17 protein-coding genes are annotated in these 15,614 nt (G+C 59.1%); 10 read left to right on the top strand and 7 right to left on the bottom strand.

Annotated features, from left to right (window positions below; translation table 11 throughout):
- The first annotated feature begins 31 nt into the window (after window positions 1–31).
- Both EV561_RS10150 and EV561_RS10145 read left to right on the top strand, forming a co-directional pair.
- On the top strand, window positions 32–256 hold the full coding sequence (locus EV561_RS10150) for a hypothetical protein (RefSeq protein WP_132520917.1): 225 nt from the start codon (window positions 32–34) through the stop codon (window positions 254–256).
- Between the two features lie 197 nt (window positions 257–453).
- Window positions 454–666, top strand: coding sequence for a hypothetical protein (locus tag EV561_RS10145; protein WP_132520915.1), 213 nt, complete (start codon window positions 454–456; stop codon window positions 664–666).
- 169 nt (window positions 667–835) lie between these two features.
- Here the strand turns inward: EV561_RS10145 and ppk2 are convergent, their stop codons facing one another.
- The 4 genes from ppk2 to EV561_RS10130 form a co-directional block, all read right to left on the bottom strand.
- Complete coding sequence (gene ppk2, locus EV561_RS10140) at window positions 836–1,750, bottom strand: polyphosphate kinase 2 (protein ID WP_132520913.1); 915 nt, start codon at window positions 1,748–1,750, stop codon at window positions 836–838.
- Window positions 1,751–1,916: 166 nt separating this feature from the next.
- Complete coding sequence (locus EV561_RS37135; RefSeq protein WP_165927786.1) at window positions 1,917–2,090, bottom strand: hypothetical protein; 174 nt, start codon at window positions 2,088–2,090, stop codon at window positions 1,917–1,919.
- A 116-nt stretch (window positions 2,091–2,206) separates the two neighbouring features.
- Window positions 2,207–2,467, bottom strand: coding sequence for a BON domain-containing protein (locus EV561_RS10135; RefSeq protein WP_132520911.1), 261 nt, complete (start codon window positions 2,465–2,467; stop codon window positions 2,207–2,209).
- A 74-nt stretch (window positions 2,468–2,541) separates the two neighbouring features.
- Complete coding sequence (locus tag EV561_RS10130) at window positions 2,542–3,738, bottom strand: LysR family transcriptional regulator (RefSeq protein ID WP_132520909.1); 1,197 nt, start codon at window positions 3,736–3,738, stop codon at window positions 2,542–2,544.
- Between the two features lie 447 nt (window positions 3,739–4,185).
- On the opposite strand from EV561_RS10130, the gene EV561_RS10125 reads away from it, so the two are divergent.
- The 6 genes from EV561_RS10125 to EV561_RS10100 all read left to right on the top strand — a co-directional run bounded on the left by EV561_RS10125 (window position 4,186) and on the right by EV561_RS10100 (window position 9,382).
- Window positions 4,186–5,094, top strand: coding sequence for an ABC transporter substrate-binding protein (locus tag EV561_RS10125; RefSeq protein WP_132520907.1), 909 nt, complete (start codon window positions 4,186–4,188; stop codon window positions 5,092–5,094).
- A gap of 78 nt (window positions 5,095–5,172) precedes the next feature.
- Window positions 5,173–6,366 carry an ABC transporter permease gene (locus EV561_RS10120; RefSeq protein WP_132520905.1) on the top strand — a complete coding sequence of 398 codons (1,194 nt, stop codon included), beginning with the start codon at window positions 5,173–5,175 and terminating at the stop codon, window positions 6,364–6,366.
- Entirely contained in the window at window positions 6,363–7,322 is a 960-nt protein-coding gene (locus tag EV561_RS10115) for an ABC transporter ATP-binding protein (RefSeq protein WP_132520903.1), read from the top strand. The genes EV561_RS10120 and EV561_RS10115 overlap by 4 nt, the downstream gene beginning before the upstream one ends.
- A complete protein-coding gene (locus EV561_RS10110; RefSeq protein WP_132520901.1) occupies window positions 7,319–8,068 on the top strand; it encodes an ABC transporter permease in 750 nt (249 codons plus the stop codon). Before EV561_RS10115 ends, EV561_RS10110 begins: the two co-directional genes overlap by 4 nt.
- A gap of 76 nt (window positions 8,069–8,144) precedes the next feature.
- Window positions 8,145–8,540: a VOC family protein gene (locus EV561_RS10105; protein ID WP_132520899.1), complete on the top strand. Its 396-nt coding sequence runs from the start codon at window positions 8,145–8,147 to the stop codon at window positions 8,538–8,540.
- A 47-nt stretch (window positions 8,541–8,587) separates the two neighbouring features.
- The gene (locus tag EV561_RS10100) at window positions 8,588–9,382 is read left to right on the top strand and encodes a carbon-nitrogen hydrolase family protein (RefSeq protein WP_132520897.1); all 795 of its coding nucleotides are present in this window, start codon (window positions 8,588–8,590) and stop codon (window positions 9,380–9,382) included.
- Here the strand turns inward: EV561_RS10100 and EV561_RS10095 are convergent.
- Window positions 9,370–9,762, bottom strand: a complete 393-nt coding sequence (locus EV561_RS10095; RefSeq protein ID WP_132520895.1) for a PRC-barrel domain-containing protein — start codon at window positions 9,760–9,762, stop codon at window positions 9,370–9,372. The two genes, EV561_RS10100 and EV561_RS10095, sit on opposite strands and share 13 nt — an antisense overlap.
- Before the next feature lie 280 nt (window positions 9,763–10,042).
- Here EV561_RS10095 and EV561_RS10090 point away from each other — a divergent pair, with 280 nt between their 5' ends.
- The gene (locus EV561_RS10090; RefSeq protein WP_132520893.1) at window positions 10,043–11,752 is read left to right on the top strand and encodes a long-chain fatty acid--CoA ligase; all 1,710 of its coding nucleotides are present in this window, start codon (window positions 10,043–10,045) and stop codon (window positions 11,750–11,752) included.
- 513 nt (window positions 11,753–12,265) lie between these two features.
- On the opposite strand, the gene EV561_RS10080 is transcribed toward EV561_RS10090, so the two are convergent.
- Complete coding sequence (locus tag EV561_RS10080) at window positions 12,266–12,640, bottom strand: VOC family protein (protein WP_132520889.1); 375 nt, start codon at window positions 12,638–12,640, stop codon at window positions 12,266–12,268.
- A gap of 234 nt (window positions 12,641–12,874) precedes the next feature.
- Window positions 12,875–13,804, bottom strand: a complete 930-nt coding sequence (locus EV561_RS10075) for a hypothetical protein (RefSeq protein WP_165927773.1) — start codon at window positions 13,802–13,804, stop codon at window positions 12,875–12,877.
- Window positions 13,805–14,071: 267 nt separating this feature from the next.
- Between EV561_RS10075 and EV561_RS10070 the strand changes: the two genes are divergently transcribed.
- Entirely contained in the window at window positions 14,072–15,256 is a 1,185-nt protein-coding gene (locus tag EV561_RS10070) for an aspartyl protease family protein (protein ID WP_132520885.1), read from the top strand.
- Window positions 15,257–15,614 lie beyond the last annotated feature (358 nt).

Raw genomic sequence — 15,614 nt, 5'->3', positions numbered from 1 at the left:
CGGCATCCCAAGAACTGGGGAGGTGTTGAGCTTGGATCTGGTAGAGCGACTGGCCGATTGCGTTGAGCATATGGAAGAGCTTTCGAGGCGCATCGGCAGGATCAAGGCTGGCGACGTGCATCATCAGGTGCGCTTTGGCGATGGGCCGTGGGAGGACAGCACCCAACTCGTGCTGGATCACTACGAGCAGCTCCTCGGGACCTTCAAAACCCTGGGAGAAGATATTCGCCGCCGCATCGACGCCGGGGAAATCTGACAGCGGTCTATCCGCTTTCGCGCCATTTGTGAGTATTCGGCTCCTGAAAAATGGAGACGGATTCGACGTAAGCTTTTGCAATAATTGTATTTTTCCGACAGAAAAAATCTTCCTGCCTCGTATGCGTTTTTTCTCATATTCCTTGGAACCATCAGCCTCTCCGCGCGTTTGGGTATGTTGCAAGAGGGAGAAAGGTCATGGCAAGAAGACCGCAGAAGAATGCCTATCGTGCTGGTGCGAGTGCCTTTTTGAAGGGCATGGGTGGTGAGCATAATCCGCATGCGTCCGAAAGCGCCGATTGCAAGGCTTGGGAGCATGGTTATCTCGATCGTCAGAAGATGTTGAGCAACACGCGGCGACCCGTCAGCAGTGCCGGGCGGCAACCGGTTTCAAGACCTACAGCGCATTGATATGCAAGCTGCGACCGAGGCATCTGGCGGCGGCTTTGCCAGGCAGTGCTTCGGGCAGGATATCCGGCGAGCGGTATCGACCGGCTGAATTCGAAGATCCGGGAATTATATAGCGGCCGCCCCTGACGGAACGGCCGCTTTCTGGTTGAGCCGCAACCGCGCTGCGATATCAGTAGATTTCCGGAACGTACATTTCCGGCGGAACCGGCGCGCGGTGATAATCGGCGTTGCGGACGCGTTCCGGCAGGATGATTTCGTCCTTCGGCACGTTTTCGTAAGGAATCTGCTTCAGGAGATGGGCGATGCAGTTCAGTCGGGCCTTCTTCTTGTCGACTGCTTGAACGACCCACCACGGCGATTCCTTCGTGTGGGTGCGGTCGAGCATCTCTTCCTTGGCCTTGGTGTATTCTTCCCAGTGGACGCGGCTCTGCAGGTCCATCGGCGAGAGCTTCCACTGCTTCAACGGATCCTGGATACGCATGTTGAAGCGGAATTCCTGTTCCTCGTCGGTGATCGAGAACCAGTATTTCAGGAGGATGATGCCGGAGCGGACCAGCATACGCTCGAATTCCGGCACGGTGCGGAAGAACTCTTCCAGTTCGTCTGGCGTGCAGAAACCCATGACGCGCTCGACGCCAGCGCGGTTATACCAGCTGCGGTCGAAGAGGACCATTTCGCCGGCGGTCGGCAGGTGCGGGACATAGCGCTGGAAATACCATTGGTGCCGCTCGCGCTCCGTCGGGGCGGGCAATGCGACAACACGGCAGACGCGCGGATTGAGGCGCTGCGTGACGCGCTTGATGGCGCCGCCTTTGCCGGCGGAGTCGCGGCCTTCGAACAGCACGACCACCTTCAGCTTCTTGTACTGTACCCAATCCTGGAGGCGGACGAGTTCGTGCTGGAGGCGAAAGAGTTCGCGGAAATAGAGCTTGCGATCGATATTGGCTTCCGTAGCGCTGCTCAGGCCCTCGGCGACCAGCTCATCGAGCCTGTCCTCTTCAAGCTGCATTTCCAGCTCTTCGTCAAAACTGTCGGCGATCTCTTCTTTGATACGGTTCAGCTGCTCTTCGGAATTCTCGATCATAGTGCGCGTCCTTCTGCTTGAAAGTCCACACTGCCAATGGCATGTGTCGCTTTGATAACAAAGATGCGACGAGCAGTCTCCTAGCTCACGCGCAAATGAAAACGGCGCCTGAGTGGCGCCGTTCAATTCCGTTTCGGACTTCTTTCAAGCAGCGATCAGCTGAACCTCAGTTGTGGGAAAAATGCTGATGATGATTGTTGTGATGATAGTGGTGCCAGTTGTGCCAATGATGGTGGTATTCATGGTGGTGCCAGTGATGGTGATAGTCACGGGCTTCGGCAAATGTCGCAGTGGCGGCAAATGCACTCAGCGCAAAAAGCGCCGTTACAAGCATCTTCATTCTCTTCTCCTTAAACGCCCGGCAGTGGGGCCGGATCGCAATATGATATTACCAACGACATAAGGAGAATGCAGAAGACGGCCGTTTGTTCCGTCGCGTAAGTTTCGGGTGACGCTTCAGCGCGCTACCAGACGGCTTCTGACCTTGCCAACGCCCGCCACTTCCTCAGCAATTTCAATGGCCCGCGCAATGTCACCGCGGTTATGGACGGTGCCTTCCAGAATGGCGTAGGAGCCGAGCATGGAGACTCTAATGTTAGATGCATTGATGTCATAGGCGTCACTCAGCGCGCTGTCGACAGCTGCCGCCATCAAACCGGCGCTGTTCGCCCTGCCGGCTGCTTCATCGGCATCAAGGTTCGAAAAACGCTGTACCATGACGGTCTCCATCTGTTGGGACTGGTTCAACGCTTCGCTACCGGTTTCGTTTCATCAAAGGCCTGTGAACAGGGCTATTGCTGGTCGCCGACGATTTCCGCGACCGCCTCCCGGATCAGCCGGCACGCATCGATCGAGGCTTTCCGGCCATTGTGGGCCAGATGATAGGATAGCGGCAGCGGCTGCTCCAGCTCGAGGATGCGCACCTTGTCCGCGATCGGCCTGGCGCTGACATGGCCGAGGAAGGAGACGTAGCCGTGATTGGCTACGAGATCGACGATAACGGGAAGCGAATCCACCGAGGTGATATCCCGTCCGCGGTGACGGCGCGGCCTGCCCCGCCCGTCGCTCAGGCCTGTGGCCGCATGGCCGATGCCGGTGCGGGGGCTCGGCAGGCAGAGCGGACGGTTTTCGATCAGCGCGGCGAGATCCTTCTCCGTGCTTTCGATCGGAGCGATCGCCACCATCTCCGTCGCCAGAAGCTCCACATGCTCGAAACTGTCGAGGCCAAAGACGGAGTCGACGATCGCAACGTCGATCCGGCCCGATCTCAGCGCCTCTCTCAGGTCATCCGCTGTCATCAGCACCAATGACAGCGCGCTCCTGTTGCCGCTGGTGTTCCAGCGCGACACGAGAGAACCGAGGCAGCGGGCCACCCAGCTTTCCGACCCCGTCGGGATGATCGAGCCGATGCGCACGGCGCGGGTCGTGCGCTGGAACCGATCGTCGGCCGCAGCCTTCATTTCGCTCCACGCATTGCCGATCGCCGACAGCACGGCATAGGTGTTTCGCCCTTTCTCCGTCAGCACCGAGCCTTGCGCCTGACGCTCGAACAGCCGGCACCCCATCAGTTCCTCCAGATTGGCGATCTGCAGGGACAGTTGCGGCTGGCCAAGCCGGAGACGGCGGGCCGCCCGATTGATGCTGCCCTGGTCGGCGACTTCGAGGAAGCGTTCGATCGTGGCGATCTTGAGCGGCAGGCGCGAGGCCCAGGCGGAAAAGTCATCCGGCGACGGCGGATCGGCGGTCAGCTCTGCCAGCGCGCGCATCTGGATGAGGATGGGCTGCAACCCCTTCTGTATCCGGGAGCTCGCAAGCAGGGTCACCAGTTCGCCGGACGCGCGCTCGACCAGCTTTATCGCAAGCTCCGCCTCCAGTCTGCGCAGAATGCCGGAGACGGTGGAAGCGGACAGGGACAGGCGCCGGGCAGTTTCCCGCACCGAGCCGAGAGAGAAGACCGTATCGGCAATATAGAGCGCCCCCAGGTGCACGCGCCTCAATCCTTCCTTCGTCGCAGGCAGCATCCGCCTGCGTCATCGGACGGACGATATGGCGTGTTCCGCAGAAAAGATATCCCGTAGAAAAAGTTACGCGGCTATCATTCCGGTCAGCTCGTCACCGATCCCGCCATTCTTCGGAATGCGTAAAAGAGGATTGGAAGAGCGCCAAAAGCACAATGGGAACAAAAACAAATCTTACCGGCCTTCAAAAAAGAAAAGTCGTTTCGCGCTTATCGTCAGGACCGTCGCCATAATCGCGCCGCAACTGCGACAGACGGGGCGGCGTAACGTCGATTTTTTTTCGATGGGCGCTACTTCTTCGAAACAGACATGCGGGGAGCTTTTCCCACGGCATGGGCAAACATGTGTCCGGGGACCGGCGCCCGCCGAACGGACGTGTGCAAACGATCAGTTCAACGGGGTATGAAGGGAATTAACATGTTGAAGAAACTCGCAATTGCCGCCTCTCTCGCGGCCTTCGTCGCAAGCACCGCATCGGCAGCCGATGTCGTCGTCTCCTCGAAGATCGACACGGAAGGCACGCTGCTTGGCAACGTCATTCTGCTGGCGCTCAACGCCAACGGCATCAAGACGCAGGACCGCATCGCGCTCGGCACGACACCGGTGCTGCGCAAGGCGATCACGGCAGGCGAAATCGACATCTATGCCGAATATACCGGCAATGCCGGTTTCTTCTTCAACAAGTCCGATGATGCGGCCTGGAAGAACATCGACGCCGGCTACAAGCTTGCCAAGCAGCTCGACTACGACGCCAACAAGATCGTCTGGCTGACGCCCTCCCCGGCCAACAACACCTGGGCGATCGCCGTGCGAAACGATGTTGCAGGCCCGAACAATCTGAAGACCATGTCCGACTTCGGCAAATGGATATCCGGCGGCGGCAAGGTCAAGCTTGCGGCTTCCTCTGAATTCGTCAATTCGGCTGCGGCACTGCCGGCCTTCCAGACGACCTACAGCTTCCAGATCAAGCCGGACCAGGAAGTCGTTCTTTCCGGTGGCGACACGGCTGCGACGATCAAGGCTGCGGCCGACCAGACCAACGGCGTCAACACCGCCATGGTCTACGGCACCGACGGCGCAATCGAAGCCGCCGAGCTGACGGTCATGGAAGACGACAAGAGCGTGCAGCCGGTCTATGCGCCGACCCCGATCATCCGTGAGGCCGTGCTGAAGGCCAATCCGAAGATCGAGGAAATTCTTGCTCCGATCTTCCAGAGCCTGACCGCCGACGAACTGCGCAAGCTCAACGGCCAGATCCAGGTCGACGGCCAGCCGGCCAAGTCGGTTGCAGAATCCTTCCTGAAGGAAAAGGGTTTCCTGAAGTAATCATCCGCCGATTGCCGTTACGGCCCCGCCTTGATACAGCGGGGCCGTTCGGATTTTACCGACCCCAAGGAGTGCCTGATGGAAGATGCGCAAGCGGTCCGCATTCTGGACCGCCTCGGAGTGGTCCTCGTGGCCGCAGGTGCTTTGGCGACGGCGCTGATGCCGTTCATCATCGTCAAAGCCAACCGCATCGCCGCCGGCAAGCCCCTGCTGTTGTCACAGCTCCCGTTCCAGCCGTTCGCTGGCACGCTCGCCATTCTTCTCCCTGTGGCCGCGCTCGGCATTCTCTTGATCCTGACTGCCCTCTCGGCCCTCTTCCTGCGCAGCGCACCGGCTCGCCTGATCGTCTCCACGCTTTGCATCGCGCTGCTGATCCTGACGATCGGGCTCGTCTCTTCGGCCGCCGCACCGCCGACAAGCACATCGGCGCGCATCACGCCGGGCGGCTCCTTCTGGGTGCTGCTTGCCGTCGTCGGGCTTCTCATCTCCGATGCGCTGGTCAAGATCAAGCTGACACCGTGGATGCGCGTCGCTTCGCTCTTCGTCTACTCGGCGCTGCTTTGGCTCTTCCTCCGTTCGGGGCTGCTCAACAACCTGTCGATCATGAAGGAATTCGCCACGCGTTCCGACCAATTCTGGGGCGAGGCGCTGAACCATCTCTTCCTTGCCTTCGGATCAGTCGCGATCGCCATCGTGCTGGCGCTGCCACTCGGCATCTTCTGCTTCTGGGTTCCGAAGCTGCGCGCCATCGTGCTGCAGGCGCTGAGCCTGGTGCAGACCATTCCGAGCCTCGCGCTCTTCGGCATCCTGATGCTGCCGCTCGGTTATATCTCGACGCATGTGCCGCTGGCAGCCGACCTCGGCATTCATGGCATCGGCACGGCACCGGCGCTGATCGCGCTCATCCTCTATTCCCTCCTGCCGATCGTCGCCAACACGGTCGTCGGGCTCGAGGGCGTCGATCCCTCCGTGCGCGATGCCGCTGCCGGCATGGGGTTGACGCGGACGCAGATCCTCATGCGCATAGACCTGCCGCTCGCCTTCCCCGTCATCCTGACGGGCATCCGCATCGTGCTGGTGCAGGCAATCGGGCTGGTCACTGTCGCAGCGCTGATCGGCGGCGGCGGCTTTGGCCTCTTCATCTTCCAGGGACTCGGCCAGACGGCCATGGACCTCGTGCTCCTCGGCGCCGTGCCGACCGTCTTTCTCGCCTTCTCATCGGCCGTCATCCTCGATGCGGTTATCGACAGCATCCGGGGGCAGCACCCATGACCGACAAAACCGAAAACATGATCGAGTTGAAGGGCGTCACCAAGCGCTATGAGCCCCTCACCGTGGTCGACAATGTGACCATGAGCGTCGAGAAGGGTACGATAACAGTCATCGTCGGCACATCCGGTTCGGGCAAGTCGACGCTGATGCGGATGATCAACCGGCTGGTGCCAGTATCGGCGGGGCACATTTCGGTCGGCGGCCGCGACATCATGAGCGTTCCGGCGACGGAATTGCGCCGCCGTATCGGCTATGCGATCCAGGGCCACGGCCTCTTCCCGCACCGGACCGTCGCGCAGAATATCGCGACCGTGCCGCAACTGCTCGGCTGGGACAAAGACAAAACGGGTCGTCGCGTCGACGAGCTGCTGAACCTTTTCCATCTCGATCCCGGGACCTTCGCCGGAAAATATCCGCATGAACTGTCGGGCGGACAGCAACAGCGCGTGGGCGTTGCCCGGGCTCTCGCCGCCGAACCGGAAGTCCTGCTGATGGACGAGCCCTTCGGCGCGCTCGACCCGGTCATCCGCGGCAAGGCGCAGGACGACCTTCTGGCGATCCAGAAACAGTTCGGCACCACGATCATCCTCGTCACGCATGACATGGACGAAGCCTTCCATCTCGGCCACCAGATCGCCGTCATGAGCGAGGGCAAGCTGTTGCAATGCTCGACGCCCGAGAAGATCCTGACCGAACCTGCCGATCCCTTCGTGCAGCAACTCACCGGCACCTCCGGCCGGGCACTGAAACTGATGTCGCTGACGTCGCTGAAAGGCGCCATGGAACCGGTGCAGCCCGGGCTTAACCATGCGCTCCCCGAAACGCTGAATCTGCGTGACGCGCTGGCCGAGATGATCTGGCAGGGCGTCGGCGAGGCCGCGGTGCAGGACGCCAACAAGGTGCCCATCGGCTCGATTTCGCTCCAGCACCTGCTGCAGCTGGGTCGCAAGGCATGAAGCTGCTCTTCGCCAACATCTTCCGGCTTGCGGCATTGGCGCTGCTTTTGATCCTGCTGTTCCGCACGGAATGGCTGACGCCGCTGCTCGCGCCGCTTACCAATTTCAATGCGCCGCCGATCTACACGCAGAATTCGCTGGCGCTGCTGACGCTGTCGCATATCGAGCTGGTCGCGGTCTCGATCGTCGGCAGCGCTGTCCTTGCCGTCATCGGCGGCATTTTCGTTACGCGAAAGAGCGGTGCCGACTTCCTGCCGCTGTCGCGCGCGATCGCCAACGCCGGGCAGACCTTTCCGCCGGTCGCCGTGCTGGCGCTGGCCGTTCCCGCGACCGGCTTCGGGATGGTGCCGACGCTGATCGCGCTCTTTCTCTATGGGCTGCTGCCGATCTTCGAAAATACTGTCGCCGGGCTGCAGCAGGTGCCGGACTCGATCATCGACGCGGCCGACGGCATGGGAATGAATGGCCGGCAGCGGCTGTTTTCGGTCGAATTGCCGCTGGCGCTGCCGCTGATCCTCGAAGGGCTGAAGATTGCGACCGTCATCAATATCGGTACGGCGACGATCGGCTCCACGGTTGCCGCAAAAGGGCTTGGAGAAGTCATCATCGCAGGACTGATTTCGGACAATACCGCCTTCATCCTTCAAGGCGGCCTGATCGTCGGCCTGATCGCGGTCCTCCTCTACGATGCGATGGGCATCGTCGAAGGCGTCATCACCCGCAAGATCGGATTGCAGTCACATTAAAGCGCTTTCCATGCTTCGGCCCGGGCTGTAAGCCGAAAGCTACGCTTGCAGTGAGAATTGGTAACGGGAGGTCGCCATGGCGAAGATGATCCATTCGATGATCCGCGTGCTGGAAGAGGCGCGATCGGTCGAGTTTTACAAAAAGGCTTTCGGCCTTGACGTCGCTGACCGCATCGAATTCGAGACCTTCACACTCCTCTATCTCAGCAACAGGGAAACCGGCTTCGAACTGGAGCTGACCGTCAACCAGGGGCGGATCGAATCCTACGAGCTGGGGCAAGCGTATGGCCATCTCGCCGTTTCCGTCGATGAGCTGAAGCAAGAGCACGAGCGGTTTACCAGCCTCGGCCTCAATCCCGGCGATATCATCGAGCTCAACCGCGACGACAGGCTCTTTGCCCTGTTCTTCTTCGTGACCGACCCCGACGGTTACAGAATAGAAGTGCTGCAGCGGCAAGGCCGGTTCCAATAGGCTCTGGCTGCATGACGGACGGCAAACGAATCAGATAGCTTCGCCGCATGCGTGTGGCTGCCTTTCAACGACTGGCGATCTTTGATGCTGTCGAGGTGGCGGCAGATGTCCTGTTGCGCGATATCGCGTGGGCGGACGCGAACGGCGTCGACCTCCTCGTCTTTCCGGAAGCCTATCTGCAGGGGCATACGTACAGTCCAGGCCTGACCAAACGGCGTGCCCTCTCGCTTGACGATCCCCGGCTTCTTGCCGTTATCGACCAGACAAGGACGACGAAGGCCACGGCGATCGTCGGCTTTTTCGAGCGCCGGGCCGACGGTGTCTATAACAGTGCAATGGTGATTGCAGGCGGACACCTCAAGGGCGTCTATGCCAAAGCCAACCCGATCGAAACCGGCTGCCTGCCAGGGAGCGCCTTTCCGGTGTGGGATATCGGGGACTGGCGCTTCGGCATCAATATCTGTTCTGATCTCCGGCGGCCTGATCTGGCCCGGACTGTTGCAAACCAGGGGGCGGGCCTCATCTGCTGCCCCATCAACATGATGCTCAGTCCCACGAAAATCTCCCGCTGGCGGGAGCCCTGCCTTGCCGGCTTCAGGGATTGCGCGCTGCAGACGGGCTGCTGGGTGGTTTCATCCGATGTCGTCGGGACGAATTCCGAGGGCTGGGCGAGCTATGGCTGCACCGTCATCGTCGATCCGCAGGGCCGTGTCGTTCAGCGCGTCGATGAGTTTGTCGAGGGCGTGACGGTTTTCGATCTGCCGTCTCCGCAAAATGAAACCCTGCCCGCCAGAAGCGAACAGGGTCTCCTCCTCGCCACGAGACTGGATTACATCCAGTAGGGCGGAATGCCGTAGTAATCGTAGACCCTGCGGCCATTGTCGGCGTACCAGGTATCATCATCGTCGGCATAGCTCGGAGCGCCTTCGATCTGGTCCCTGGTGAGGTCGATGCGATAGCCGTCAAGTTGCTGATCGTAGCTCAACTTTTCCCACGGCAGGGGATAATGGTCATGCCCGATGCCGAGGAAGCCGCCGAAACTCAGAACGGCGTAGGCGACGCGGCCACCCCGCTTTTCGAGGATCAAACGTTCGATGGAACCGATATGCTTGCCGTCGGCGCCATAAACGCGGGTGCCTTCTACACGATCGCTGGCGATCAGCGACGGCGTATCCTTAACATTAGGGTCGCGGCGGGCAGCGTCGGTGGTCTCGTGCAACATGTTGCACCTCCTTTTTGCTGTTTCCTCGTGGTTCATCCACAGTTGGTCAACGAGTCCGTCTTGCGAAGGTTCCCGCATTCAAAGACGACAAATTTCGTTGAAGAAATTGCCCCTTACACCGGAGCCTAAATTAACCCTTTGTTGCTTGTGCTTTCAAAGCAATGACATAAGCTTGACCGGCGGGAGAAGCGGTGGACTTTTCAATCGGCCTGTATCGAGCTACCAGTTCGGCGGCTCGGGATGCCGGCAAAATGTCGGGTCCGCCTGGGAGGAAGACGGCATGAATACGGTTTCGGTTTCGTCCAGCGGATCGTCGGGAGCGCAGGCAGGCGCCAAGATATGGCTCGCCTCTTATCCTGAGAGTATCCCAGCTGAAATTCCGTCGCTCGATCATGCCTCAATCACAGAACTCTTCGAAGAATGCTGCAAGCGCTATGCGGGCCGCAATGCATTTTCGAGCATGGGCAAGTCGATCACCTATGGCGATCTCGACACCCTGACTCGCAACGTCACCGCATGGCTGCAGAGCACCGGCCTCGAAAAGGGTGACCGGGTCGCCGTCATGATGCCGAACGTGCTGCAGAACCCGATTGCGACTTACGCCATCCTTCGCGCGGGCCTTATCGTGGTCAACGTCAATCCGCTCTATACGCCGCGCGAGCTGGAATATCAGCTGCGGGACTCCGGCGCCAAGGCGATCTTCGTCCTGGAGAATTTCGCCCACACGGTCGAACAGGTCCTGGCGCGCACCGACGTGCGCCATGTGGTCGTCACATCGATGGGCGAGATGCTCGGCCTCAAGGGGCTGATCGTCAATTATGTCGTGCGGAAGGTGAAGAAGCTGGTGCCGGCGTGGTCCATCCCCGGCCATACGTCTTTCCGGCGGGCGCTGGAGCAAGGGCGGCGCTTAACCTTGAAGCCAGCTAGCATCCAGGGCAGCGACATTGCCTTCCTGCAATATACCGGCGGCACGACCGGCATAGCGAAGGGAGCGATGCTCACCCACGCCAACCTGCTGACAAACCAGGTGCAGATGCAGCTCTGGCTCAACTCGGCCTACATCACCAAGAAGCGTCCTGAAGTGCTGAACTTCGTCTGCGCCCTGCCCCTCTATCATATCTTCGCATTGACGGTGAATTCGCTGATGGGCCTGTCGATCGGCGCCCACAATGTGCTGATCGCCAATCCGCGCGACATTCCGGCCTTCATCAAGGAACTCGGCAAATATCGCTTCGACATCTTTCCGGGGCTCAACACCCTGTTCAATGCGATGATGAACAATCCCGATTTCGCCAAGCTCGACCTGTCGCATGTCAGCACGCTTGCCGGCGGCATGGCGGTACAGCGGCCCGTTGCCGAGCGCTGGCAGAAGATGACCGGCACCTGGATCACCGAGGGCTACGGCCTCTCCGAGACATCACCTGTTGCCAGCGCCAATCGCTTCGATACGCCTGAATTCACCGGGACGATCGGCCTGCCCATGCCTTCCACCGATTTCGATATCCGCGACGAAGCGGGCAATTCGCTGCCGCTTGGGCAGGTCGGCGAGATCTGCATCCGCGGCCCCCAGGTCATGGCCGGCTACTGGAACCAGCCGGAGGAGACGGCGCGGGTGATGACGCCGGATGGCTTCTTCCGTTCCGGCGACATGGGCTTCATGGACGAGCGCGGCTTCACTAAAATTGTCGACCGCAAGAAGGATATGATCCTCGTCTCCGGCTTCAACGTCTATCCGAACGAGATCGAGGAAGTCGCCGCCATGCATCCCGGCATCCTCGAAGCCGCCGTCGTCGGCGTGCCCGACGAACATTCCGGCGAAGCAGTGAAAATCTTCATCGTCAAGAAGGATCCGACGCTGACGGAGGAGGACGTGAAGGCCCATTGCGCAACCAATCTCACCAACTACAAGCGACCGCGCTTCATCGAATTCCGCACCGAGCTGCCGAAGACCAATGTCGGCAAGATCTTGCGCAAGGAGTTGCGGGGGTAGACCGCGGGTCGATCATGGCCGCAGTGCCTTGCAAGAGCACGATCACGTCTCGACGGCTATCGCGCCATTGTGGACTTGCTGGCCAGAGATGTAAGTGTGCTGCGCAGCAAGTGGAAGCACTTCTATGGCTCCTCTCCCCACCCCGCCTAAGCTAAAGCTGTCGCGACTGCGCGACATTGGCTGGTCGCTGTGGGACCCAATAGGCTTATTGGGTCCTGGACAGAGGTGGGACGAAGCGCAAGCGTTCGCGGACGAATATGATGCGTACTTGATCCAGGCCGCTGGACTGTTACGACGAGGAACTCCGGACCAAGACGTTATAGAACTTCTCGTGAGCGTCGAGACGGCCCAAATGGGCTTGGGACAGCAACCCGATACCTACGCACGCGCAAGATCGACTGTGGCCGCTATTAAAGCAGACAATGATCTCTGGACTCACTCTGAATAAGAGTCCGCTCCTGGCGCGAAGCCGTCTAAGCGGCTATCGGCCGGAAGGCGCTGCTGACGCTTATCTCATTTCGTCGGCTGAGACCGTGCGGTGAGTTTATTTCCGTCCGGATCACGAAGATAGGCGACGAAGGAACCGTTCGGACGCTCCGCAGGCGGGCTCTCGATCGCTGTGCCACCATGCGTGGTACCGGCCTTGTGCCACGCTAGAACATGGTCGTGGCTCGCGGCGGCGATACCGATCGTCCCACCGTTGGCCGCAGTCGCCGGCTGGCCGTTTATCGGTTTCGTGATCATCAGCCGACCGCCCTCGTGGGCATAGATCAGCCTGCCTCTCGCATCCATTTCGCCGGGCTTGCCCCCCAATGCAGCAAACGTGGCGTCGTAGAAGCCTCTGGCCCGCTCCAAGTCGTTGCTGCCGATCATGACGTGGGTGAACATGCTTCATCTCCGGTAAGGTACCCAATGGCTCACCATCCTAGTGTACCCAATCCTAGCCATGGGCCCAGTCGCGAAACTCCCGATTAAATCGACACTTGTTTTCCCGACTTTTGCGATGCCGCAAAATAACGAGTTTTGCGGCAGCCGCAATAACTGCCCATGGCGCTCTCCGGTCGCGGCTGCTATCGGCTGAAAGCAGTCATTTTCAAACAGATTACTCTGACTTGCCTCGCCTCATGGCCCGGAGGCGGCGTTAGCCTTTTGGGCTCTGCGCTCAAGCGCGCGCTTTATTGCGTGATCAAGAAAGGCCAATTTATCGAAACTGTAACTATCTTCCTCTGGCACGCTCTCGCGAATGCTCGCAATCGATTCTCCTGCACGAAGGCGCTGGGCAATTTCGATGCCCCGTGCGGCACGCTTGCGCTCCGACTCCCGCCAAAATGCCGTAGTTTGAGGGTTTCTGAACCTATACGGCTTCGTGCCGGCGCCGGAGAGGACCACTCCCACAAAGTGATCGAAGTTCGCGTCGTCGGCCCAGACGGCCCAGAAGATCGTTTCCGCTCGCACGTACAGATCTAAGTCTAAAAGGGAGGCGGCAAGACGATCTGCAATCGCGTCGCTGTAGAGGCCGGAATTCGTTACATAGGCCACAAACCGCCATCGGCAGTGGCTTATCGGGTCATCGGCCAGCTTTATGACGATGTCGGCGATCTGGTCCTTGGGCGGGCTAGCTTCGTCAAGATACCACGCCCCGCGCTGACGCTCGCTTGATTTTTCGGATTGAAGAAGTTCGATGAGCGGGTCTAGGTCAATCCCCTTGCGCCATCGTCCAAACACGGTGCCCCATAGCGCATTGTAAGCGAAGTCCGGCCCCAGGTCCTCTCCGCCATGTATCATGCGAAGCAGATCATTGGTCGTGTAGGCAGCTAAATCGGAAGACATTGATAAAGCGGTGGTCACGCCACACGCATTTTGTTGATGCAGCTGCGTTATTTGCTTAACAAAGACACCTATGTCAATCGCAATGACGACTGTGGGCGCGATCCCGCCACCAATCTCAGCAACTACAAGCGACCACGCTTCATCGAATTCCGCACCGAGCTGCCGAAAACCAATGTCGGCAAGATCTTGCGCAACGAGCTGCGGGGGTAGGTTCTCCGGCACGCTCTCTTCACGGAATTCGGTAGCGAATGTGAGCCCGCAGCGACCACATTCGCTCGCCTATTTTTTTGTTGCCTATCCGCGAATTCGGCACTCGTAAAGACCGCCTATTGATTGCATTAAATTGTTCGAATAGCTTCAGACTCACGCAACGTGGGGCCGGGCGCGTGGATAGAACTGATCAGGTAATGGATGCGCCTTCGAGCCGCACGCCGTCGCTAGCCCTCATCATGGCGCCGATGAGTTCAATCCATCCTCAGGACGTAATAAATGCTCAAAGCAGACTTGGGTGATCGTAGCGCTGGTCCCATTCGAACTTCCAGGGGCTGGGTGCAGTACGCCATTGTGGCCGCCTGCTTGATTATAGCCGGATTCCTAATTGCTTACACCTGCATTGACAGTTTCCAGGATAACGTCCGGCAATGGGCGGGGATCGCCCCAGCTGCTCTGCCGAAGGACTTCTACACCCGCTTTGATATTCAGCCACTGCCCCGGGCTGTGGTCGACCGCAGTCCAGCATCCGAGCATGTCGCTACGCTGCTTCGAGAACCTTGCGATTGGGACGCCACCTATGCATTCGCCGTAGATCTGCAGAAGGCGGGTTATTCAAGAGAGGCTGCAAAGGTTTTCACTACGTTCTCCGAAAAATGCAGGCCTTCGGATGTGGCACTCTATTCGGCCGCGGATATGCTTTATGGACTAAGCGACCTCCCCGCCGCCATCAAAATCAGCGATGAATTGATTACGATCGCTCCGGACCTAGCGCAGCCCTATTACCTTCGTGCGCAAGTTTTCCACGACGCAAAGCGCGACAAGGAGGCAATCGACGCATTCCAGACGCTTCTGGGTCTCACTGCGGATCTGAGCTCTCTGAATAGCGAAGTGTTCCGCAAGATGTCCTTGAGCTACGCCGCTCTCGGCCAATTCTGCGAAGCCATGACGCCAATCCAAACATGGATCTCGCTCAACCCAGCCAAAAACGATAGCCCTACCTGGCAAGCTCTGATCCAAAACTATAGCTCCAAAGGCAATTGCGAGGGATCGTATGCCTCTGGCAAGGATCATTTCGCCACATATGGAAGGGACGTGATCGTGGTGACAGCCGTTGTTAACGGCGTTCGCGGTCGCTTCATCGTCGACACCGGAGCCAGCGTTGTTTCAATGACGCAACATTTTGCTGATGCGGCTAAGATACCGATGTCAGGCGGCTTTTCCGTTCGAGTGCAAACAGCAAACGGTGTCTCGACAGCAGAACCAAGCTCCGCAGGCAAAATTCAGGTCGGCCATGTCGAGGCAGATGACGTTGCGGCGGTTGTCCTGTCAGGCGACAATAAGCCGCTTGGTGACGGAATCGATGGTCTGTTGGGCCGCTCGTTTCTATCGCGCTTTGATGTAACCTTCGGCGCGAAGGAATGGCGCATAGAAGCCAAAAACGAAGCGCACTCCTCGGGCTGATACAATCGTCATCGACAAACGCGTGTTCCGGGGCCTCCAGCGTCGGGCAGAAAGTCCAGATTCCTACCCGTGGAACGAGGACGGCCTTGGAGGAAAGGCGCCGCTGGACGCATTCAAGGTCCAGTGTCATTTGTCACGTAATTGAGCGTTCTCATCGAGCGCCTCCCCCTTGCCACCCGTCCGCTTTTTTATATTTCACGTCTGCACGAACTTGATTTACGCATCACAAAGCGAATAGTTTCCGCGACCCTCCGGCGTTCATGTTTTTCAGGATGAGCATGCATTCCGGAGCTTTCAAATTCGCATGATCGTCGCCGAAAAGATCTACACTTTCGGGATCGTGCGATGAACCCCAAGG

Origin of the sequence: Rhizobium sp. BK376, from assembly GCF_004341625.1 — a bacterium.
Classification (GTDB): Bacteria; Pseudomonadota; Alphaproteobacteria; order Rhizobiales; family Rhizobiaceae; genus Rhizobium.
The sequence above is the reverse complement of the archived record's forward strand: the minus strand, read 5'-3'. Positions and strand labels throughout refer to the sequence as shown.

Bases quoted from the DNA above. Each gene is read 5' to 3' on its own strand.
- EV561_RS10090 (WP_132520893.1), top strand. From the start codon at position 10,043: ATGAATACGGTTTCGGTTTCGTCCAGCGGATCGTCGGGAGCGCAGGCA.
- EV561_RS10095 (WP_132520895.1), bottom strand. From the start codon at position 9,762: ATGTTGCACGAGACCACCGACGCTGCCCGCCGCGACCCTAATGTTAAG.
- EV561_RS10100 (WP_132520897.1), top strand. From the start codon at position 8,588: ATGCGTGTGGCTGCCTTTCAACGACTGGCGATCTTTGATGCTGTCGAG.
- EV561_RS10115 (WP_132520903.1), top strand. From the start codon at position 6,363: ATGACCGACAAAACCGAAAACATGATCGAGTTGAAGGGCGTCACCAAG.
- EV561_RS10125 (WP_132520907.1), top strand. From the start codon at position 4,186: ATGTTGAAGAAACTCGCAATTGCCGCCTCTCTCGCGGCCTTCGTCGCA.
- EV561_RS10110 (WP_132520901.1), top strand. From the start codon at position 7,319: ATGAAGCTGCTCTTCGCCAACATCTTCCGGCTTGCGGCATTGGCGCTG.
- EV561_RS10105 (WP_132520899.1), top strand. From the start codon at position 8,145: ATGGCGAAGATGATCCATTCGATGATCCGCGTGCTGGAAGAGGCGCGA.
- ppk2 (WP_132520913.1), bottom strand. From the start codon at position 1,750: ATGATCGAGAATTCCGAAGAGCAGCTGAACCGTATCAAAGAAGAGATC.
- EV561_RS10120 (WP_132520905.1), top strand. From the start codon at position 5,173: ATGGAAGATGCGCAAGCGGTCCGCATTCTGGACCGCCTCGGAGTGGTC.
- EV561_RS10070 (WP_132520885.1), top strand. From the start codon at position 14,072: ATGCTCAAAGCAGACTTGGGTGATCGTAGCGCTGGTCCCATTCGAACT.
- EV561_RS10080 (WP_132520889.1), bottom strand. From the start codon at position 12,640: ATGTTCACCCACGTCATGATCGGCAGCAACGACTTGGAGCGGGCCAGA.
- EV561_RS37135 (WP_165927786.1), bottom strand. From the start codon at position 2,090: ATGAAGATGCTTGTAACGGCGCTTTTTGCGCTGAGTGCATTTGCCGCC.
- EV561_RS10135 (WP_132520911.1), bottom strand. From the start codon at position 2,467: ATGGTACAGCGTTTTTCGAACCTTGATGCCGATGAAGCAGCCGGCAGG.
- EV561_RS10145 (WP_132520915.1), top strand. From the start codon at position 454: ATGGCAAGAAGACCGCAGAAGAATGCCTATCGTGCTGGTGCGAGTGCC.